14 protein-coding genes and 1 pseudogene are annotated in these 16648 nt (G+C 63.9%); 1 reads left to right on the plus strand and 14 read right to left on the minus strand.

The window, feature by feature from the left end:
* Positions 1 to 2: 2 nt before the first annotated feature.
* Genes OW521_RS14380 through OW521_RS14390 form a run of 3 tightly spaced genes read right to left on the minus strand, consistent with a single transcriptional unit; the run spans position 3 to position 3937 of the window.
* Positions 3 to 1829 (minus strand): ABC transporter permease, encoded by a 1827-nt coding sequence (locus tag OW521_RS14380; protein WP_268020309.1) that lies wholly within the window; start codon positions 1827 to 1829, stop codon positions 3 to 5.
* A complete protein-coding gene (locus tag OW521_RS14385) occupies positions 1826 to 2872 on the minus strand; it encodes an ABC transporter ATP-binding protein (protein ID WP_268020310.1) in 1047 nt (348 codons plus the stop codon). The genes OW521_RS14380 and OW521_RS14385 overlap by 4 nt, the downstream gene beginning before the upstream one ends.
* A 3-nt stretch (positions 2873 to 2875) precedes the next feature.
* Positions 2876 to 3937, minus strand: coding sequence for an extracellular solute-binding protein (locus OW521_RS14390; protein WP_268020311.1), 1062 nt, complete (start codon positions 3935 to 3937; stop codon positions 2876 to 2878).
* A 334-nt stretch (positions 3938 to 4271) separates the two neighbouring features.
* Between OW521_RS14390 and OW521_RS14395 the strand changes: the two genes are divergently transcribed.
* Positions 4272 to 5021 carry an HpcH/HpaI aldolase family protein gene (locus OW521_RS14395; protein WP_268020312.1) on the plus strand — a complete coding sequence of 250 codons (750 nt, stop codon included), beginning with the start codon at positions 4272 to 4274 and terminating at the stop codon, positions 5019 to 5021.
* 43 nt (positions 5022 to 5064) lie between these two features.
* Here OW521_RS14395 and OW521_RS14400 read toward each other — a convergent pair whose 3' ends face one another.
* The 11 genes and pseudogenes from OW521_RS14400 to OW521_RS14450 all read right to left on the minus strand — a co-directional run bounded on the left by OW521_RS14400 (position 5065) and on the right by OW521_RS14450 (position 16646).
* A complete protein-coding gene (locus tag OW521_RS14400) occupies positions 5065 to 5784 on the minus strand; it encodes an aspartate/glutamate racemase family protein (protein ID WP_268020313.1) in 720 nt (239 codons plus the stop codon).
* A gap of 137 nt (positions 5785 to 5921) precedes the next feature.
* Positions 5922 to 7481, minus strand: a complete 1560-nt coding sequence (locus OW521_RS14405) for a helix-turn-helix domain-containing protein (protein ID WP_268020314.1) — start codon at positions 7479 to 7481, stop codon at positions 5922 to 5924.
* On the minus strand, positions 7478 to 8077 hold the full coding sequence (locus OW521_RS14410) for an S-methyl thiohydantoin desulfurase domain-containing protein (RefSeq protein WP_268020315.1): 600 nt from the start codon (positions 8075 to 8077) through the stop codon (positions 7478 to 7480). Before OW521_RS14410 ends, OW521_RS14405 begins: the two co-directional genes overlap by 4 nt.
* Before the next feature lie 104 nt (positions 8078 to 8181).
* Positions 8182 to 8664 (minus strand): annotated as a pseudogene (locus OW521_RS24405) (S-methyl thiohydantoin desulfurase domain-containing protein); the annotation flags it as partial.
* Complete coding sequence (locus OW521_RS14420) at positions 8597 to 9664, minus strand: DUF917 domain-containing protein (RefSeq protein ID WP_268020317.1); 1068 nt, start codon at positions 9662 to 9664, stop codon at positions 8597 to 8599. The gene OW521_RS14420 and the pseudogene OW521_RS24405, both read right to left, overlap by 68 nt.
* A complete protein-coding gene (locus OW521_RS14425) occupies positions 9657 to 11216 on the minus strand; it encodes a hydantoinase/oxoprolinase family protein (protein ID WP_268025884.1) in 1560 nt (519 codons plus the stop codon). Before OW521_RS14425 ends, OW521_RS14420 begins: the two co-directional genes overlap by 8 nt.
* Positions 11217 to 11258: 42 nt before the next feature.
* Positions 11259 to 12602, minus strand: coding sequence for a purine-cytosine permease family protein (locus OW521_RS14430; RefSeq protein WP_268020318.1), 1344 nt, complete (start codon positions 12600 to 12602; stop codon positions 11259 to 11261).
* A gap of 317 nt (positions 12603 to 12919) precedes the next feature.
* The gene (locus OW521_RS14435) at positions 12920 to 13858 is read right to left on the minus strand and encodes a carbohydrate ABC transporter permease (RefSeq protein WP_268020319.1); all 939 of its coding nucleotides are present in this window, start codon (positions 13856 to 13858) and stop codon (positions 12920 to 12922) included.
* A gap of 11 nt (positions 13859 to 13869) precedes the next feature.
* On the minus strand, positions 13870 to 14826 hold the full coding sequence (locus OW521_RS14440; RefSeq protein WP_268020320.1) for a carbohydrate ABC transporter permease: 957 nt from the start codon (positions 14824 to 14826) through the stop codon (positions 13870 to 13872).
* A 31-nt stretch (positions 14827 to 14857) separates the two neighbouring features.
* Complete coding sequence (locus OW521_RS14445; protein WP_268020321.1) at positions 14858 to 15820, minus strand: phosphodiesterase; 963 nt, start codon at positions 15818 to 15820, stop codon at positions 14858 to 14860.
* Positions 15821 to 15848: 28 nt separating this feature from the next.
* Positions 15849 to 16646 carry a tyrosine-protein phosphatase gene (locus OW521_RS14450; RefSeq protein ID WP_268020322.1) on the minus strand — a complete coding sequence of 266 codons (798 nt, stop codon included), beginning with the start codon at positions 16644 to 16646 and terminating at the stop codon, positions 15849 to 15851.
* Positions 16647 to 16648: the final 2 nt, after the last annotated feature.

Raw genomic sequence — 16648 nt, forward strand, 5'->3', positions numbered from 1 at the left:
TTCTATCCCTCTTGCTTGTTGGCGGCGCCAGCTGTGGCCAGCTCACGGTATTCGCGGACGGTTTCTGGTGTAGTCGACCGCGGAGCAGGGACTACTTTTGTTGGCGACTTAGGTCGGCGCCGCGAACCGACGGGCCTGGTCGCGCGTCCGTAGACGAGCCACATGGTGACGCCCGTGATGACCATGAGGATGACGGTGTAAACGAAGGTCAGGGCTGTGGTGTCCGTCAAGGTGTCGTTGCTGGTGGCGTTCTTGATGACGATGCCCAAAGGCTGGTACAGGGGGTGAGCCAGGAAGACGGCAGTGTCGTAGTCGTCGAGCAGGTGGTTGAAGTTCAGGGCCGCTACCGCCGCCGCCGTGGGGGCGACGATCGGCAACAGGATCCGGCGAAAGGTGGTGAAGGATCCGGCACCAAGAATCGCGGCGGCCTCTTCCAGCTGGTCCGGTACCGCGGCGAAGGCTGCCTTGAGCATCCGCAGGGTGAATGGGATCTTGCCGATCACGTAGGCAATCGCGAGGATCGCCAGCGTGCCTGCCAGGACAATGTTGCCCACCAGCCATTCCGAGTGGTCGAAAGTGATGATCAATCCAAGCGCCACCATGGTGGAGGGCAGAATCCAAGGGATATGCAGGATGAATTCGATGGCAGCGGTGACGGGGTTGCGGAATTTCTGTACCAGGCGGGCAACGAACAGCAGGCCGAAGACCGCAACAATCGTTGCGACGGCACTGTAGCCGATGCTCACGAGGAACGGCCACAGTGCCGAGTAGTCGGTGAAGACTCGGAGGTAGTTATCCAGAGTGAAGGTGCCGGGGTTCAGGGTGGCGCTCTGGATCGAGGCAGCGTCGGTGAAGGAGAAGACCACGATTAGGACCGGCGGGAGCGCATAGACGGCGAAAAGTGCGTATGCCACGGCGTACACCACAACATTTGCCACCGGGTTTTCGATCTTTTGCTTCTGCATGGACGCAGGAACTTTGGACACGCTGAAGTAGGTCCCGCCTTTCTCAAGACGGTTCATCACGGCCAGCAACACGATAGTGGATAGGCCCAGGATGATGGCGAGCGTCGCGGCAAGATCCCGCGACGACGGAGCATTGGCGAACGTCAAAATCATCGGCGTGACGGTCTGGAAGTCTTGGCCGCCGAGTACTTGTGGGGCGGCCAGCGCCCCCAGCCCGCCGAGGAAGGTCAGGATGGTGATGGCATACACCGTCGGCATCAGAGTGGGCAGGACGATGCTGCGCAGCACTTTCCAGCTTGAAGCGCCCATCATCCGTGCGGCTTCGATGGTCTGGAAGTCCACCTTCGCCAGCGCATTGCCGAGGAACAGCAGATGGTTTCCGGTGCAGGCGAACGTCATGACGAACACCACGGCGAACATGCCCGTGAACCAACCCGCATTCATGCCCGGGAACACGTTCAGCAGCAGGCGCGTGATGAAGCCACTATCTCCGTAGATGAACTTGTAGCCGGCCACCAGCACGATTCCGCCGTAAACCAGCGTGCTGGCGTAGCCCAGCCACAAAACCCGGGCGCCTTTGATGTCGAAGTACCGTGTTGCCAGGACAATGAAGATCCCGACGGCGTTGACGGTCACCGAGAGCACGACTGCAAGTAGGAAGCTGTTGCGCAATGATTCCATGGCGCGTTGGGAAGACATCAGCCGCCGGACGGCATCGAAGGAAAACTGCCCCTCCGGCAGGAAGACCGTTCCAAGCAATCTAACGTTCGGGTAGATCAGGAACGTGACGGAAAACCACAACAGAACCGCCCCCACCACCAGGAACAGCGGGGACCGAAGCAGTTGTTTCAACGAGCCGTTCACGAGGCGACCCCGTACTGGGAGACGCCGTACTGAAGGAGGTCGTCCGGGTTGACTAGGATCTGGACCGAATCTCCGGGCTGGAAGCCTCCCCTGCCATCCTCCTGCAGGATCCCGCGGAACGTTCCGTGATCCGTCTCGACGCGGTAGCTGCTGTAGACGCCGTGATAGTGCCGTGAGCTCACCCGGCCCGCGAGGGCGGGCACCGCTGCCGAGACGACCGTATCCGCCGCCTCGATCCTGACCTTTTCGATCCGCACGTAAGCTGGCCTCGCGGGATCAAGGTGGGTCCCGCCGTCGCGCATTACTGCTTTGACTGTGGAGGGGGACAGCCTGTTGGCATCGCCCACAAAGTTGCACACAAACTCGGTCGCGGACCGCGTGTACACCTCCTGGGGCGTTCCTACCTGCTCGATCCGGCCGTTGTTCATCACGGCAATGCGGTCGCTCATGGTCAGCGCCTCGTCCTGGTCGTGGGTGACGTAGACAGTAGTGATGCCGAACTGCTGCTGTAGATCCTTGAGCTGGGCCCGCAATTGGTGGCGTAGCTTCGCGTCGAGGTTGGACAAGGGTTCATCCAGCAACAGGATCTTGGGCCGCAGCACCAAGGCGCGGGCGATCGCAACGCGCTGTTGCTGGCCGCCGGAAAGGTCCGTGACGCTCTTGCCCAGTTGTTCGTCGCTGAGATTGACCTCGCGGGCGATTTTGCGGACGCGCTCTGCGGTCTCGGCCTTGGAAACCTTCGCAACCTTGAGGCCGAAGGCGATGTTTTCCCACACGGACAGGGTGGGAAACAGGGCGTAGCTCTGGAAGACCATCCCGATTTCGCGGCGGTGGCTGGGCAAGTGTGTGACACGCTTGCCGCCGATACGGATGTCCCCGCGGCTGGGCTCGATGAAGCCGGCCAGCGCCCGGAGGGCAGTGGACTTGCCACAGCCCGAGGGGCCCAGGAGGGTGAAAAACTCGCCTTCTTCCACCGTGAGCTGGTACTCGGGCAGTGCGACAAAATCTCCGAAGCGGATCTCGACATTCTCAAACGTGATCATCGACTAGCCCTTCAGGTACTCAAGCTGGATCTTCTCGACCCACTTGTCGATGTATTTCCCGACCAAAGTCCAGTCGATAGCCTGGTTCTTGAACGCGGCAGTCTGTTGGATCGCCTGAGCATCTGCGGTGGCGGCGGCCTTGTTGTTGGCGGGGGCCGTGAAGAACTGCTTGGACCACTTGGCCTGGACGTCGGCGGAACCGAACCAGTCGATGAACTTCTTAGCGGTTTCGTCCTTCTTGGTGCCCTTGATCAGGCCGACCTGCTGAACGGCGAAAGGAACTCCGACGGCGGGCTTCACGGCTTCCGTCGCGATCCCGTATTGCTTTTCGCGGCTCGCTTTACCGGAGAGCCACATCTGGCCGGCGTCCACCTGGGACTTCTTCATGCGCGAGTACAGGTCCTCGCCCGTGACGGCACGGCTCCCGTTGGCGAAGTAAGCCTTTACTTGTGCCCACCCCTCGGCGCTGATCCCGAGCTCACCGCTGGCGTCGGCGTAGCGGGCCAGGATGCCGGCAAGCACCATCTGGGTTGTGGCACCTCCCAGCGCGGTGGGCACCTCGTACTTGCCTTTGAACTGGCCCTTGGTCCAGAGATCGGTCCAATCCTGTGGGGCGGCGGCAGGAGTGGCGTAGGCGGCCTTGTTGTAGACGAGCATGATCGGCTCGCGCACAATCGGCCAGAATTGCTTGCCTGACTGGTCACCCAGGGAGGCATCGACGTCTCCTGCCCAGGACGGTGTGTAGGGATCGAGCACGTTCTGGGCCTTGAGCTTCTCGAAGTACACGTTGTTCAAGCCGAACGTTACGTCAGCCACAGGGTTGTTCTTCTCCGCCGTCAGGCGGTTCATCACGTCGCCACCTCCCAGATCAACGAAGTCGATCTTGAAACCGGCCGCCGCGGCTTCCTTCTTCAACCAATCACCGCGCCCATCGGAGACTGAGTTGCTGTAGATGATGAGGGATTCGTTGGATGAGGCCGATGCTTGGCCGGGCGGTGTGCAGGCGGTGGAAAGCAGGGATCCGGCGGCGAGTACGGCACCAAGCAGGACGATTCGACGTTTCAAAGTGTCTCCAGGAGTGAACGGGTCGGACGCAATCGCGATCAAATGAACGCGCTTTCATTCTGATGCTCATCATGGAACTTGTGGATTCAAATGGGTAAATCGAATGCGAACAGATAGCTACGGGGAAAAGTTGAAAGCGCGTTCATTGGTTGTCAATCGCGTTCCACGAGGAAACTGCGTTAGGGCTTTGTTGTTGAGGGTCGAAGGGCGGAATGCCTAGTTTCCGGGCCCAGAAGGGGCGGCCTGCCCAAGGCACCTGTTGCACTCCTGCCGTAGATTTGCCTTGGTCACGTCTGACCTTGAAACCTGCTGCCCAACTTGACCAGGAGAAACCATGACTCCGGCCCCCATGCCCAGCCAACTGACGAACCGCTTTGGCGCTTGGCTCACTTTTCTGGATGCGCACGGCATAGAAGTCCTGTCCGGCAGCGGATTCGACTGGATCGGCATCGACCTGCAACACGGCACCGCCACCCTGGACGGACTCCCCGGGTTGCTCCGCGCTTGCGAAATCAACCGAACGCCTGCTTTGGTGCGCACGTCCGGGCACAGCGCGGCGGAGATCGGCCGTGCCCTCGACGCCGGAGCGGCCGGCGTCGTGGTCCCGATGGTCGAGTCCGCGGTCCAAGCCGCCGCGATCGCCGCCGCCTGTGCCTTTCCACCAGAGGGTGTCCGCAGTTCCGGGGCTTCACGGTCTGCCATCGCGGCGCCTTCGCTGCTGCAGCCCGAAGGGAAAGTACTGTGCTTGGCCATGATTGAAAGCGCAGCGGGGCTGGCCAACGCTGAGGAGATCGCCGAAACCGAGGGCATCGACGGGATCTTCCTTGGTCCCTACGATTTGGCACTGTCCTTACGCGCCAGCGGCGTCACGGATCCGATCACCCTCGATGCGATCAGCCACGTTCTGGCGGTAGCCCGGCGTCTTGGAAAGCTGACGGGTGCGTTCAGCGGCTCAGCCCAGTTGAGCGGTGCGTTGCGCGACGCCGATCTGCTGGCTGTCGACTCGGACCTCGCCTTCCTGAGGTCCGGAGCCGAAGCCAAGCTGACGGACACCCGCGCGGCACTTTCGGCCGCACGGGTCTAGACCGATCACGGATCTAGGCTCACCATGGGACTCAGCCACCGAATCAGACGCTGCGGGCCTTCACAGGCGGACGCATGTACGTGGTGCGGCTTGGTCGCACGCCCAAACGGACGCTGCTTTCGAGCCAGGTGACAGCGGCGCCGGTGGGATCCACAACCGGTACGTACGTGCCGTTCTCTTCCAGTCGCCGCTGCAGTGCAGCAGCCACCCCGAGCATTCCTGTGCACCCGAGCACGATGACATCGGCCTCGCCGCGCCCAACAGCCTCCGACGCTTGGACGTAGAGGCGGTCCAGGAGCAGTTCGTGGTCTTCCAAGCCGAGCACAGGCAAGTCCACAACGCGGATGCAGGCGATCCGCTCGCTCAAGCCGTACCGCCGGGTGAGGCTGCGGAGCATCGGCAAGACGTTAGGGAGCACAGTAATGATGCCAATCTTTTCGCCCAGGCTCAGGGCGTGCAGGACCGCCGGTTCGAAGCCGCCAACCACTGGATAGTCCGCGATCTCCCGCGCCGCGTGCACCCCGGGATCGCCGAAGCAAGTGACGAACACGGCATCAACGCCGTCGCTGCTTGCCTCGTCGATCCGGTCAAGGATGCCCGGTGCCGCGAGGGCTTCGTCGTACTCGGACTCGATGCTTGCCGTTCCGCGGGCCAGGGAAACGATGTCGAACGTGGTTCCTGGGGAAACCCAGGCGGCGATCTCAGCCGCGACCGACTCGGCAAAGCTGTCGCCGATCACAGGAACTATGACTCGAAGATGCATGACAGATCCTTCCGTAGGGGTACATGTGCTGGCAACACTAGGTGCATCATCCAAAGCCCAGAACGGGCGGCGCGCACTGCGAACCCGGGAGGACAGTGCGGACTGCCCGGAGTGACGGGATCTCCACGGGCAGCGCTCTAGCTGTGCTCGGTCTCGATGCTTCTGCAGGCTAATTGCAGCGCCAGCCGCTGGTTGGGATCATCGAGGTCCACGCCCAAGCGCTCGCGTAGTCGGTGCAGGCGTGCCGTGACGGTGTTGCGGTGCAAGCCCAGGACAATTCCAGTAGTGGAGACCGAGCCGCCAGCCTCAAGGTATACCTGCAGGGTGCGGAGAAGCTGCCCGCCATCGACGCCTTTGAGAGGTGCCAGTGCGGTCTCGGCGAAAGCCCGCAGGATCTCGGAATCCTGCCATGCAGCCAAGAGTCTCGCGACGCCCAGCTCATCGATGTGTTCGGCCGCAGGACGGTAGTCGTGCGTCCTTGCCAACGTTGCCGCGTCGCGCGCTTCCAAGAGCGTGCTGGCCAACCCGCCGGGGCCGTGGTGGACACGTCCCACTCCGGCCACCACCTCCCAGTGTGCGGGCAGCTGGGCCAGCATGAGGCGCACTGAGCGCAGAACCCGGCGGCCATCCGACGACGGGGGTTCCGTGGCGCTGCTGATCCAGACGGTCCAGCCATCACCACGGTCCACTACGGGTCCAACAAGCTTTTGGGCTTCCAAGGCGCTCCGCAGTTTCCGCATGGAGGTCACGGGATCATCCTGCAAGGGATCCCCAAGCCGAGCGGTCCGGATCAGGTGGATTCCGACGTGCCAGTCCTGGAGGCGCCAGCCCGCGGACAGCGCGCGTTCCACGACATCTTGGCTCGCCACACCCTGCCCCGCGATGAGGTCCGCGAGAAGACGTCCATGGAACACGGAATCCCTTTCGGCTGCCGCGCGCTGACTGGTGAGCCACGCCCGGACGAAGGGTTCGGCAACTGCCAAGGCACTGGCCGTTGCGATGCGCTGGTGTTCCCCGCTGCCGGCCGTATGGGAAGCGAGCCACGCGGCGGCTTGCGTGGAGCCCGGCTCGGTCACGGGATGGATCAGGATCTGCCCGCCGGGTGAGGGGTCGCTGTGCTGTGGAACGGTCAGGTCCAGTCTGAGCGTCGAAGGCAGGCCGAGGGGTTCACCGTGGATCGCGCTCCCGTCCGAGGACAGCAGCCAAACCGCTTGGGACAATGCCAAGCTCAGCGCGGCCAGAATGTCTTCCGCCGTGGTCTTGGTACTGAGCCGGCGGACCACGTCCTCGATGAGCCTTGCCCGCTGTACTTCCGGTGCACGGACCCGGATGGTGAGGCGATGGAGCAGGTCCACGAGGTCGGCCCCCACAATGGACAGCACGGGGATGGCAAGACGGTCGGCCAACCGCAGGGTGGAGAGCAAGGGTGGCTGCTCTTCGGCGGTTATCAGCAGAGCTGCAACGCCGGCCGATTCGGCCCGCCGGACGAGGGCTTCCAAGCGGTAGGACGGTGTCACCGCCGCCGCGGCGCACACCACAAGGTGACCGTTCGCCGTCGTCGGGAGCTCACCGCTGTACCAGCTCAAGTCGCGGACTGCGCGGTCGAGTCCGTGCTTGCCGGCGACGACGGCGGAACCTGCGAGTACCGTTTCGGTGAGGAGTTCCCGGACGGTGACCGGCGCGTAATTGGCGGTCATCGGGTGGTCTCCGGCTGTCCGGCGTCGATCCCGAAAGCGGTGAGTCCGATCAACTCCTCTGCGCCGTCAGGCCAGCCTGGCATCGGCGGGAGACGCAGCAACGCGATCGATTGTCCCGAGCGGAGCCTGTCCGGCGGGATGGGAACAAAGGTCACGGGGTCCAACACTGCCAAGACATCCGGCGCGGACGCACGGGAGACGCCGTCTATAGCCACGTTCAAGTATTCGTCCAGCATGTCCAGTCTCAGGATGTGCCCCGCTGAACGGTCTGTGACCGTGAGGCTGCCGGGGACGTCTCCGCGCCGGGGCCGGATCTCGTCTACCCTGCCTTCGCACAACAACTCGCCGCCCAGCCTGGCGGCGAGGTCCGAAACGCTGCGCCCCGCGGAGTCAGCCAGGGCCTGTCCGAGCGCAAGGCAGCCGCTGACCGAACCGGGCAAACCAAGTGCTGCCAAGGTGTCGGCGCGGCACGGATAGAGGGCCACCGCTGCGGCGCCCCCCAGGGCGGCGACGTTGGCGCGCATGATCCGGTCGGCCGCATCGATGGAAGCGGATTCGATAATGACGGAATCTCCCGCGGGCCCAACCACCGCCATGGGCGTCGCCGGATGGCCCGAGGCGGCGAGGGTCGTCTGGCTGATCCGGGGAAAGCTCGGCCCATGAGGTCTCCGTCCACCACGGGAAGCCGGAGCACTTGCGCGGCAACAATGGGGACCAAGGCATTCAAGCCCCCGATTTCGATCACCCCGATAGCGCCGACGCGCTGGCGCAGTGCGCCTGCCAACGCGGTAACAGCGTCGGCAAAGTCTTCCCCGCCCGGTGGCCGCTCCGCGACGACGTCAGGCGCCCCAGCGAGCCCGACGTGGACCACGACGGTGTTCGGTGGCAGACCGCCGGCAGGTACCAAGCGGACGCGACCTCCCCCTTGGAGCATATGACGCAAAAGCCGGGCCCCGACGGCGACGTCCCCGCCGCCGCCGGAACCCAGCAGCCCCGCTCCCGCGGCCAGGGCGGACACATCGTCCACGCCGAGATAGCGCTCCACCGGTGATCGTGGTGTCACGGCTGTGGCGGCACGGGAGAGGTCCTCATGTTGATCATTGTGGCACGGCGATTCAGCCGATTGGCACGTACTGGTGGTCGTAGCCGAAGTAGCCCGGTCCCACCAGTTCGAGCGCCGCATCGGTGCGCCAGCGCGGATCGCACGGGGCAGCGAGGACCGTGACCCGGACGCCGTAGCGGAGCATCTCCGTGGTGACTGGCTCGCCGGAATCCGTGTCCAGGACGCAGATGAGATCCGGGACGCTGGCTACGACCTCGCCGTCGCGCCGCGCCACGAGGTGTTCGTTCTGGAAAGCGAGTTCGAAGCGTGAGCCCAGGTCTTCGCCAACGCCATCCAAGCGTGCCTCGCCGCGTGCGAAGCCGGCCTCGGTCTTGCGCTGGATATCCACGATCTTGCCGGTGAACAGCTTCCGGCCGCGTAGCAGTTCCGTCGCTACTGCTACCGGATCCCGGTGTTGTTCGCGGGCTTCGCGGATGCCGGTCCCCAGCCGTTCGCACAAAGTGATGGTTCCGGGAACCATGAGCTCCTTGACTTGCTTACCGGTCAAGACGTAAAGGCTGACGGCGGCCGTGCAGCCCATCTCGACGGTCACGGCGCGGGCCAAGCGTTCTGCCCAAGCATTGTCGACGGTCTGCAAGGTAATCGCATTTCCGCGTTCATCCGCCATGGTCATGGGGCTCGCGTGGACTCCGCTGAGCGTGGGCAGGACCATTTGCAACTCCGGGAAGGCGCGCCCCATGGCGTCGGCGTCAACCAGCGGCAAGCCAAGTTCTGCAGCGGCGATAAAGGGCGTCACGGAGTTCAGGCCGCCGGCCTCGATGGACACGGTGTGTGTGACGCGTTTGCCGATCAGCTGCTCGACGGCGCGGAGGGCATTGGTGGCTTCATCGCCTGCTGGCATTTTCTCCAGCATCACGGTCGGGGCGCCCATAAGCGCGACGGGGACGACGACGGCGTCGTCCGGCAACTCGCCGACGTCGAGCAGGGTCACCGGACCGTGCTGGCGCAGTGCCTGTTCGGCCAGGAGGCGGCCCACATAAGGATCGCCACCGCCTCCCGTGCCCAGTACCGCGGCACCGCGGGCGATGTCCGACATGTGGGTTTCATCAATTTCACGCATTGTTGCCTCCAAGAGCCAGGTTGCCTACTGCCTTGACCCGGATGCGCGTGGCGTTGCCGGGCAAATACGCCAAGGGAACTTCTTCGATGTCCACGATCGAGACCGAATCGGGGCGCGCACCGGCGGCAATTGCACGGTCGGTGGCTTCCTGCCGCGCGGCGTCGAGCACTGAATCGCGTCTGCCGGGATCCACGGAGAAGACCCGGTCCACTTCGCCTCCCACCTGCGCGATGGCGGCACCAATCGCATTGGCAACGGAACCATGTTCGGGCCGCAGGACTGCCGAGGCGCCGGTCAGGTTGTCCGGAACCAGGAATCCACCGCCGCCGACGACCACCACGGGCACAGGTTCGGCCGAGGTCCTCATTCGGTCCACGGTTTCCGCCGTCCGCGTAGCGATGCTTTCCAGGGCGGCCCGCACGATTGCTGGGTCAAGCCCTGCCACGCGGTCCTTGTCGCCGAGCTCGATCAGGCCAGCGGCCGCTGCGACGTCGGTGGCCGTCAGGGTGTCTCCGCCGAACAGCAAGGCACGCTCGGTCAACGCGTAGCCGACGCTGCCCGGGCCCACCTCGACCCTTCCGTCGAGCGAGAGGACCAAACTGCCGCCGCCGATTCCAATGGACAACACATCAGGCATGCGGAAGTTCGTCTGGACCCCGGCGACCGCGACGTCGGTGGACGCCTCGCGCGGGAAGCCAGACTGGAGGATTCCGACGTCGGTAGTGGTGCCCCCGACGTCGACCACCGCGCAGTCTTGCTCCCCGGAAAGGAATGCGGCTCCGCGCATCGAGTTGGTGGGGCCGGACGCGAACGTGGCCACCGGATACCTCCGGGCGTAGTCGATGTCCATCAGCGTGCCGTCGTTCTGGCTGAGGTACACCGGGGCGTTGATGCCTGCTTCGGCGACGGTGCGGCTCAGGCCCGACGTGACGTGGTCCGCGAGGTCGCGGAGTGCCGCGTTGATGATGGTGGCATTCTCGCGGCCGAGCAGGCCCATCCGTCCGATCTCGTGGGAGAGGCTGACGGACAGTTCCGGGTATTCGCTGTCCACGATCTGTGCTGCCCGCAGCTCGAACTCGGCATTGATGGGGGAAAACACTGAGGACAGGGCGATAGAGCGGGCCCCTGCATCCGCGACCTTGTCCAGGACTTCCCGGAACTCGCGCTCGTCGAAGGGGCTGATCTGGCGGCCGTCGTACTCGTGGCCGCCGTGGCAGAGGTAGCTGTGTCCGCCGAGGACATCCACCAAGCGGCTCGGCCAGTCCACCAGGGGCGGCAGAGCCCTGGTGGCCGGAAGGCCAAAGCGGATGGCTGCCGTCGGGGTCAGGTTCTTGCCCTCCACCAGCGCATTGATGAAGTGCGTCGTGCCGATCATGACGGCGGCTACGTCGCCTGCCTCGAAACTGGCAGCTTCGCGGAGTTGCCGCAGGGCGCTGACGATCCCGCTGGTGACGTCCTCCGTGGTGTGGGTCTTGGTGGCAGCCAGGACGCTGCTGCCATTCATGAGGACGGCGTCGGTATTGGTGCCGCCGACATCTATGCCGATGCGCATCATGGTTGATTCTCCTTTGATATTAGGTTGAGGGGGCCGGCATCAGGAGGCGGCGGGCGCCGGGACGGACACCGGCTCGTGGTCCGGGTAGGTCTTGGTGCTGCCGATGCCCCGGATCAGGCCCATCCGTCCCGCGATGGCGTAGAGGATGAAGGCAATGAAGAGGGAATTGATGGAAGGCAGTCCCCAAGCCACGAAGTATCCGATGACGGAGGCGAGTACCCAGATCACGATCGTGGCGGGTACCCAAGCGGGAGCGTGTTCGGGCAAGCGGCCGAGCTTGCGGCTGGATTCCAGTTCAGGGCGCCATTTTTGGACCACGAAGTACTCCGCCACCATGATGCCCGCGATGGGCGGGAAGACGACGCCGAGCAGGATGAGGAAGTCTGTGAAGTGTCCCAGGATTCCGGCCGCACCCAAGACGGTGCCGATGAGGCCGACGGTGAGGGTGACAGCACCGCGGTGCAGCTTGCGCTTCATGGTGCGATCTGCGAAGTTGACGATGCCCAAGGACGCCGCGTAGAGGTTCCAGTCGTTGATCTTGAGCGTTGCCGTGATGACGATCAGCGTACCGATGAAGCCGGACGTCGATGTCACGATCGCGACGACGTCGTTGGTCTTGAGAGCCAACGCCAGGAGGACGCCGATAAGGCCGATGACGTATTCGCCGAGGGTGATACCGAGAACGGTCTGCTTGACCACATCCTTGGCGGAGCGATTGAAGCGGGACATGTCCGGTGTAATGACGGCGCCGACGATGAAGCCGCCAGCTACGATCGTGGTGCCTTGGATCAGCGTGAGTGCGGGGCCTCCGGGCGGTGCCGTGAGGAGATCGCCAAGGCTGTGCTTGGACAATTCGGCAATGATGGACCAGCCTGCGAGCAGGAGGAACGCAGGTACGGCCACGTACGCGGTCCAAGCCATGGAAGCCATGCCGAACATGACGATCAGGGTGACCAGCACGCCGAATATGAGGGCCCATGCCCACGCGGGAAGAACGCCGACCAAGTTGGCCAGGCCTTGCGCCGAAACGGCGTTCTGGATGCCGAACCAGCCGATGGCACTCAGGCTGATGGCGATGCCGATCAGTGAGGATCCGGCTCCGCCGAAGCCCGTCCAACGGGCGAGTACCGACGTCGATAGCCCTTCGCGCTGTCCGGCGATGCCGGTGAAGATGGTGACGATTTCAAGGATGACCGAGCCGAGTGTGATGGCGAGGACGGCACTCCAGAAGTCCATGCCGAAGCCGAGGGTGGCGCCCAGCAGGAAGCTCGCCAAGGAACTGAGCTGGCCGAAGCGTTGAGTGGCTACTGAAAACCAGTGGAAGCGTGCGGATGCGGGAACCCGTACAAGTGCATAGTCATCGTGGCCGACTGCTGTTGCCATCGGGACCTCCAAGGATTGTTGGTTGGGGAGGTCTTCAAGATATGCCTGAATGTGGGACGCATCACGGGGCATGATGCCCTGTTTATGAAAGGTAGCAGGGCATCTTGCATTCAAGTCGCCAAAGACGCTCGCTCACCTTTGTGGAGTTTTCCGAAAACCCTCCCTCAGATCATGAACTTCCGGGGACCAGTTCATGATGTGAGCGAGGGTTTCCGAATTTGGCCCTATATGTGAGCGAGGGTCGGCCGGAACGGCGGCACAAATGAGCGAGCGTTCGGGGTGGGAGCCACGTATGTGAGCGAGCGTTCGGGCCAGGGCTACTTCAAACCCGAGCGGACAAACGCGTCCACGACGTATCGCTGCAGGAAAATATAGATCAGGAAGATCGGCAAGCATGCGAGCGAGGATGCTGCCATGATGGCGCCCCAGTTGTTGCCTTCCGCGCCGAGGAAGCCGCGGATGCCGACCTGGATGAGGGCATCGGACTTCTGCATGATCAGTGAAGGCCACAAGTACTCGTTCCAAGCACTGATGAACAACATGATGCCAAGCGCCGCCAGTGCTGGACGCAGGTTCGGAACCACCACTTCCCACAGCGTCCTCCACGACGACCGCCCATCCATCTGGCTCGCATCCAGGAGGTCCTTGGGGAAGGCCTCGAGGTGCTGGCGCAGCATCATCACCGCAAAGGCCGAACACAACTGCGGGATGACCACGCCAGTGATGGTGTTGAGAAGGCCCATCTGGGACACCAGCAGGTAGTTGGGAATCATGGTGACCTGGAAAGGCACCAGCCAGGACCCCACAAACAACAGGTACAAGGCCTTCTTCCCAACAAAGTCCCAACGCGCAAAGCCGTAGGAAGCCAGGATGGCCACGAGCAACTGGGACACCGCCAACGTCAGTGCCATGCCGAAGGTATTCGCCAGCATGCCAGCGATCGGGATGGTCTTCAGGACGTACTGGAAATTCTCCAGGCTCAGCGGTCCCGGCAACGGGTTGGTGGACAGGGCGTCCGACGACGGCCGGAAAGCCGTGACGAACATCCAGTAAATGGGGAAGATCGAGACGATCGCCAAGGCGATCAGCAGAACGTGGCTGGGCAAGGTCTTTAAGGGCAATGACCGCAACCACGGGAGCCGCAGCGACGCAGACCGCATGCGTCCGCGCTCGGCGGCAGGCGCCGTCGTCGTCTCTGAAAGCGGAGCATCCAAGGAACCAGGCTGGGCCGGCGGAGCGATGGTGATGAAGGCCATGGTGGTTCTTTCTAGTTGTCGTAGAAGCTGAGTCGCTCCGAGAGTTCCACGAAGATCAGGGCGATCAGCCCGAATCCGAGGAAGAAGAGCGTGCCCGCGGCGGAGGACAGGCCGGCGTCGAAGTTCCTGAAGCCGAACTGGTACAGCAGGTAGTAGATATTGGTGGACGAATTTCCCGGGCCGCCCTGCGTCACGAGGTCAATGATGGGATATGTCCACTGCGCGGACAGCAGGATGGTCATGAGCGAGAGGAACACCAGGCTCGGCGAAAGCAGCGGGATAATAATCCGCCACGTGATCTGCCTGCCGCTGGCGCCGTCGATCGATGCGGCTGCGGCGTAATCCGGGCTGATGCCCGCCAGGCCGGCCGAAACCACCAGCACGCCGAAGCCGAGCATCTGCCAGCCGACAATTACGATCACCGCAATCATCGAACCGTCGGGATCACGGAACACATTGCCCATCGGAGCGCCCAGGGCGGCGGCGATCGCGGGAATCGTTCCGCCCTCAGGAGCGAACAGCCACCGCCAGATCGCGCTGCTGGCAACGGGAGTGATGAGGAACGGGACGAAGATCAGGGCCTGGTAAGCGGTGCGGGCCTTGCCCTGGACCTTGCGGGAAAGCAGCGCGAACACGAGCGGCAGTGCAACGGAAATGCCCAGGAACGCCAGGATGTACAAGCCCGTGTTGATCAGGGCTTGGTGCAGCTCAGGCAGGCTCAGGACCTTCGCGTACTTCTGCACGTCAACGTACTGCTTGGGCTTGGTGGGGATCAGGTTCCAGTCGTTGAAGGACAGGTTGACGGTCTGTCCCAGTGGCCAGTACGTCCAGACGAGCAGCAGGACAACGGCGGGCAGGATGTAGAGGTAGGGGCTCAGGGCGCGGCGCTTGGGGCGCCGGTTAGCCGGGAGCCCCGCCGGGCCGGCAGGGGCAATGCCCGTTGCCGGCCCGGCGGTCTCGATGAACATTCTTTCGGCTTCCTTCCGGTGCTGTGGCTGGTTAGCGAACGCTTTCGGCGAGCTCGCCGTCGGCCGCTTCGGCAGCGATGGAGGGCTCGACGTCGGACGCCTCGCCGGGAGCGGTCATCGCGGCGGTCGCCTCTTCGAGCGTCATCCTCTCGAAGGCGGCCATCTGCTCGGCCGTGACGGAGTACACCGTGGAGAACTCGCCGATCGGCACCACGGTGCTGAGCATCTTGTCCTGGTAGAGGTGGATCAGGTTGAACGCCTGCGCGCCGTTCTGTCCGCGCATCGACTTCGGCGCGACGTTCAGGTCCTGCGTGTAGCACGTGGCCGAAGCAACCGTCACGGGAGCGCCGCCGAAGGTGCTGAACGTGGAGTAGTGCAGGTGGCCGGCCAGGATGCCGCGCACGTCGGTGCCTTCGATGACCTTCTCGAAGCGGCTCTGCTCACGGAGTTCGAACATGGCCATCATCTCCAGCGGGCTGGGAACCGGCGGGTGGTGCAGGGCGATGAGGGTGCCGTGCGGGGCCGGGGTGGCGAGGACATCGGACAGCCAAGCGAGTTGCTCGTCCGAGATTTCGCCGTGGTGCTTGCCCGGAACCGTGGAGTCCAGGGCGATGATGCGCAAGCCGTTGACGTCGTGGACCATGTCCACGGATTCCTCGCCGGCGTCGGAGTCAAGGAGGCCCGAGCGGAAGGCGGTGCGCGCGTCGTGGTTGCCCATGACCCAGATGATCTTGGCGCCGAGTTCCTCGGCGACGGGCTCCACGATGTTGCGCAGGCGGACGTAGGCGTCCGGGCGGCCGGTGTCGGCGAGGTCGCCGGTGAATACCAGTGCTTCGGGCTTGACCTGGGCCTTGACGAAGTCGCGGAACAGCTGGCGGAGATTCTCGTCGCTGTCCACGCTGCCGTGCAGGAGGTCGTTGTCGGCTACGAAGTGGGTGTCGCTGATGTGCAGGATGAAGTGCTCGGGGGCGGGGTGCTGGAGTTCGGTGTTCACGGTCTTGTCTCCTTGTAGGTAGCTGTTCTTAGCGGGTGGAGCTGATGGTCAGGACGTCCCTGAGCCGTTCGAGGTCGGCGTCGCTGAAATCGTGGGCCTGGAGCAGGCCGGTGGCGCTGCCGTACATTTCGTCGACGAGGTCCAGCGTGGTTTCCAGGACGGTGGCGGGGCTCGCGGAGATGATTTCCTGGAGTTCCTCTCCGATGCCCGCAAGGCCCGGGTGGCTGGAGGCGGCGGCCATCATGGCCTCGCTCCATTCGCCGCGCAGGTTCTCCTCGCTGGCGGTGTAGTCGAGGATCACCTGCTCGCGGTCCACACCCGCGGCCAGGAGGGCCAGGGCAATCACGACACCGGTGCGGTCCTTGCCCGCGGTGCAGTGCACCAGTACGGGGTCCGTTCCGGAGTCTGCAATGAGGCGAACAGCGTCGGCAAGGCGCTGGGCGTGGCTGCGGATCATGAGCCGATAGATGTCCACCAGCGTGGTGATCTCTGCGGTGCCGGGCACATTGCCCTCTTCGAAAATCGGGTTATGCCTCGTGTCGACCGCGAGTCCGTCGAGCTTGCTGGGCGACTTCGCCAACTCGGTGCGGTCGCGCAAATCGATCACCAAGCGGATGCCGAGCTCCGAGAATTGGCGGCGTCCGGCGTCGGTCAGTCCGTGCAGTGCGTCCGAGCGGTACAGCTTTCCTTCGCGGATGGTCCGCACGGCGGCCTCGTGGCTGCGCGCGGCGGCGTAGCCTGCCGTGCTCCGGAAGTTGTAGGTGCCCTCCACGGGGTAGGGGCGGTTGCGGGTTCCGAAGACTGCGTCCTCGGCAGTGGTTGTCACAG

Origin of the sequence: Arthrobacter sp. MMS18-M83, assembly GCF_026683955.1 — a bacterium.
GTDB lineage: Bacteria > Actinomycetota > Actinomycetes > Actinomycetales > Micrococcaceae > Arthrobacter.

Excerpts from the sequence above, each read along its gene's own strand:
- OW521_RS14420 (WP_268020317.1), bottom strand. The coding sequence starts at position 9,664 with ATGCGTGAAATTGATGAAACCCACATGTCGGACATCGCCCGCGGTGCC.
- OW521_RS14395 (WP_268020312.1), top strand. The coding sequence starts at position 4,272 with ATGACTCCGGCCCCCATGCCCAGCCAACTGACGAACCGCTTTGGCGCT.
- OW521_RS14430 (WP_268020318.1), bottom strand. The coding sequence starts at position 12,602 with ATGGCAACAGCAGTCGGCCACGATGACTATGCACTTGTACGGGTTCCC.
- OW521_RS14440 (WP_268020320.1), bottom strand. The coding sequence starts at position 14,826 with ATGTTCATCGAGACCGCCGGGCCGGCAACGGGCATTGCCCCTGCCGGC.
- OW521_RS14425 (WP_268025884.1), bottom strand. The coding sequence starts at position 11,216 with ATGCGCATCGGCATAGATGTCGGCGGCACCAATACCGACGCCGTCCTC.
- OW521_RS14400 (WP_268020313.1), bottom strand. The coding sequence starts at position 5,784 with ATGCATCTTCGAGTCATAGTTCCTGTGATCGGCGACAGCTTTGCCGAG.
- OW521_RS14410 (WP_268020315.1), bottom strand. The coding sequence starts at position 8,077 with ATGGCGGTGGTTGGGCCCGCGGGAGATTCCGTCATTATCGAATCCGCT.
- OW521_RS14435 (WP_268020319.1), bottom strand. The coding sequence starts at position 13,858 with ATGGCCTTCATCACCATCGCTCCGCCGGCCCAGCCTGGTTCCTTGGAT.
- OW521_RS14405 (WP_268020314.1), bottom strand. The coding sequence starts at position 7,481 with ATGACCGCCAATTACGCGCCGGTCACCGTCCGGGAACTCCTCACCGAA.
- OW521_RS14385 (WP_268020310.1), bottom strand. The coding sequence starts at position 2,872 with ATGATCACGTTTGAGAATGTCGAGATCCGCTTCGGAGATTTTGTCGCA.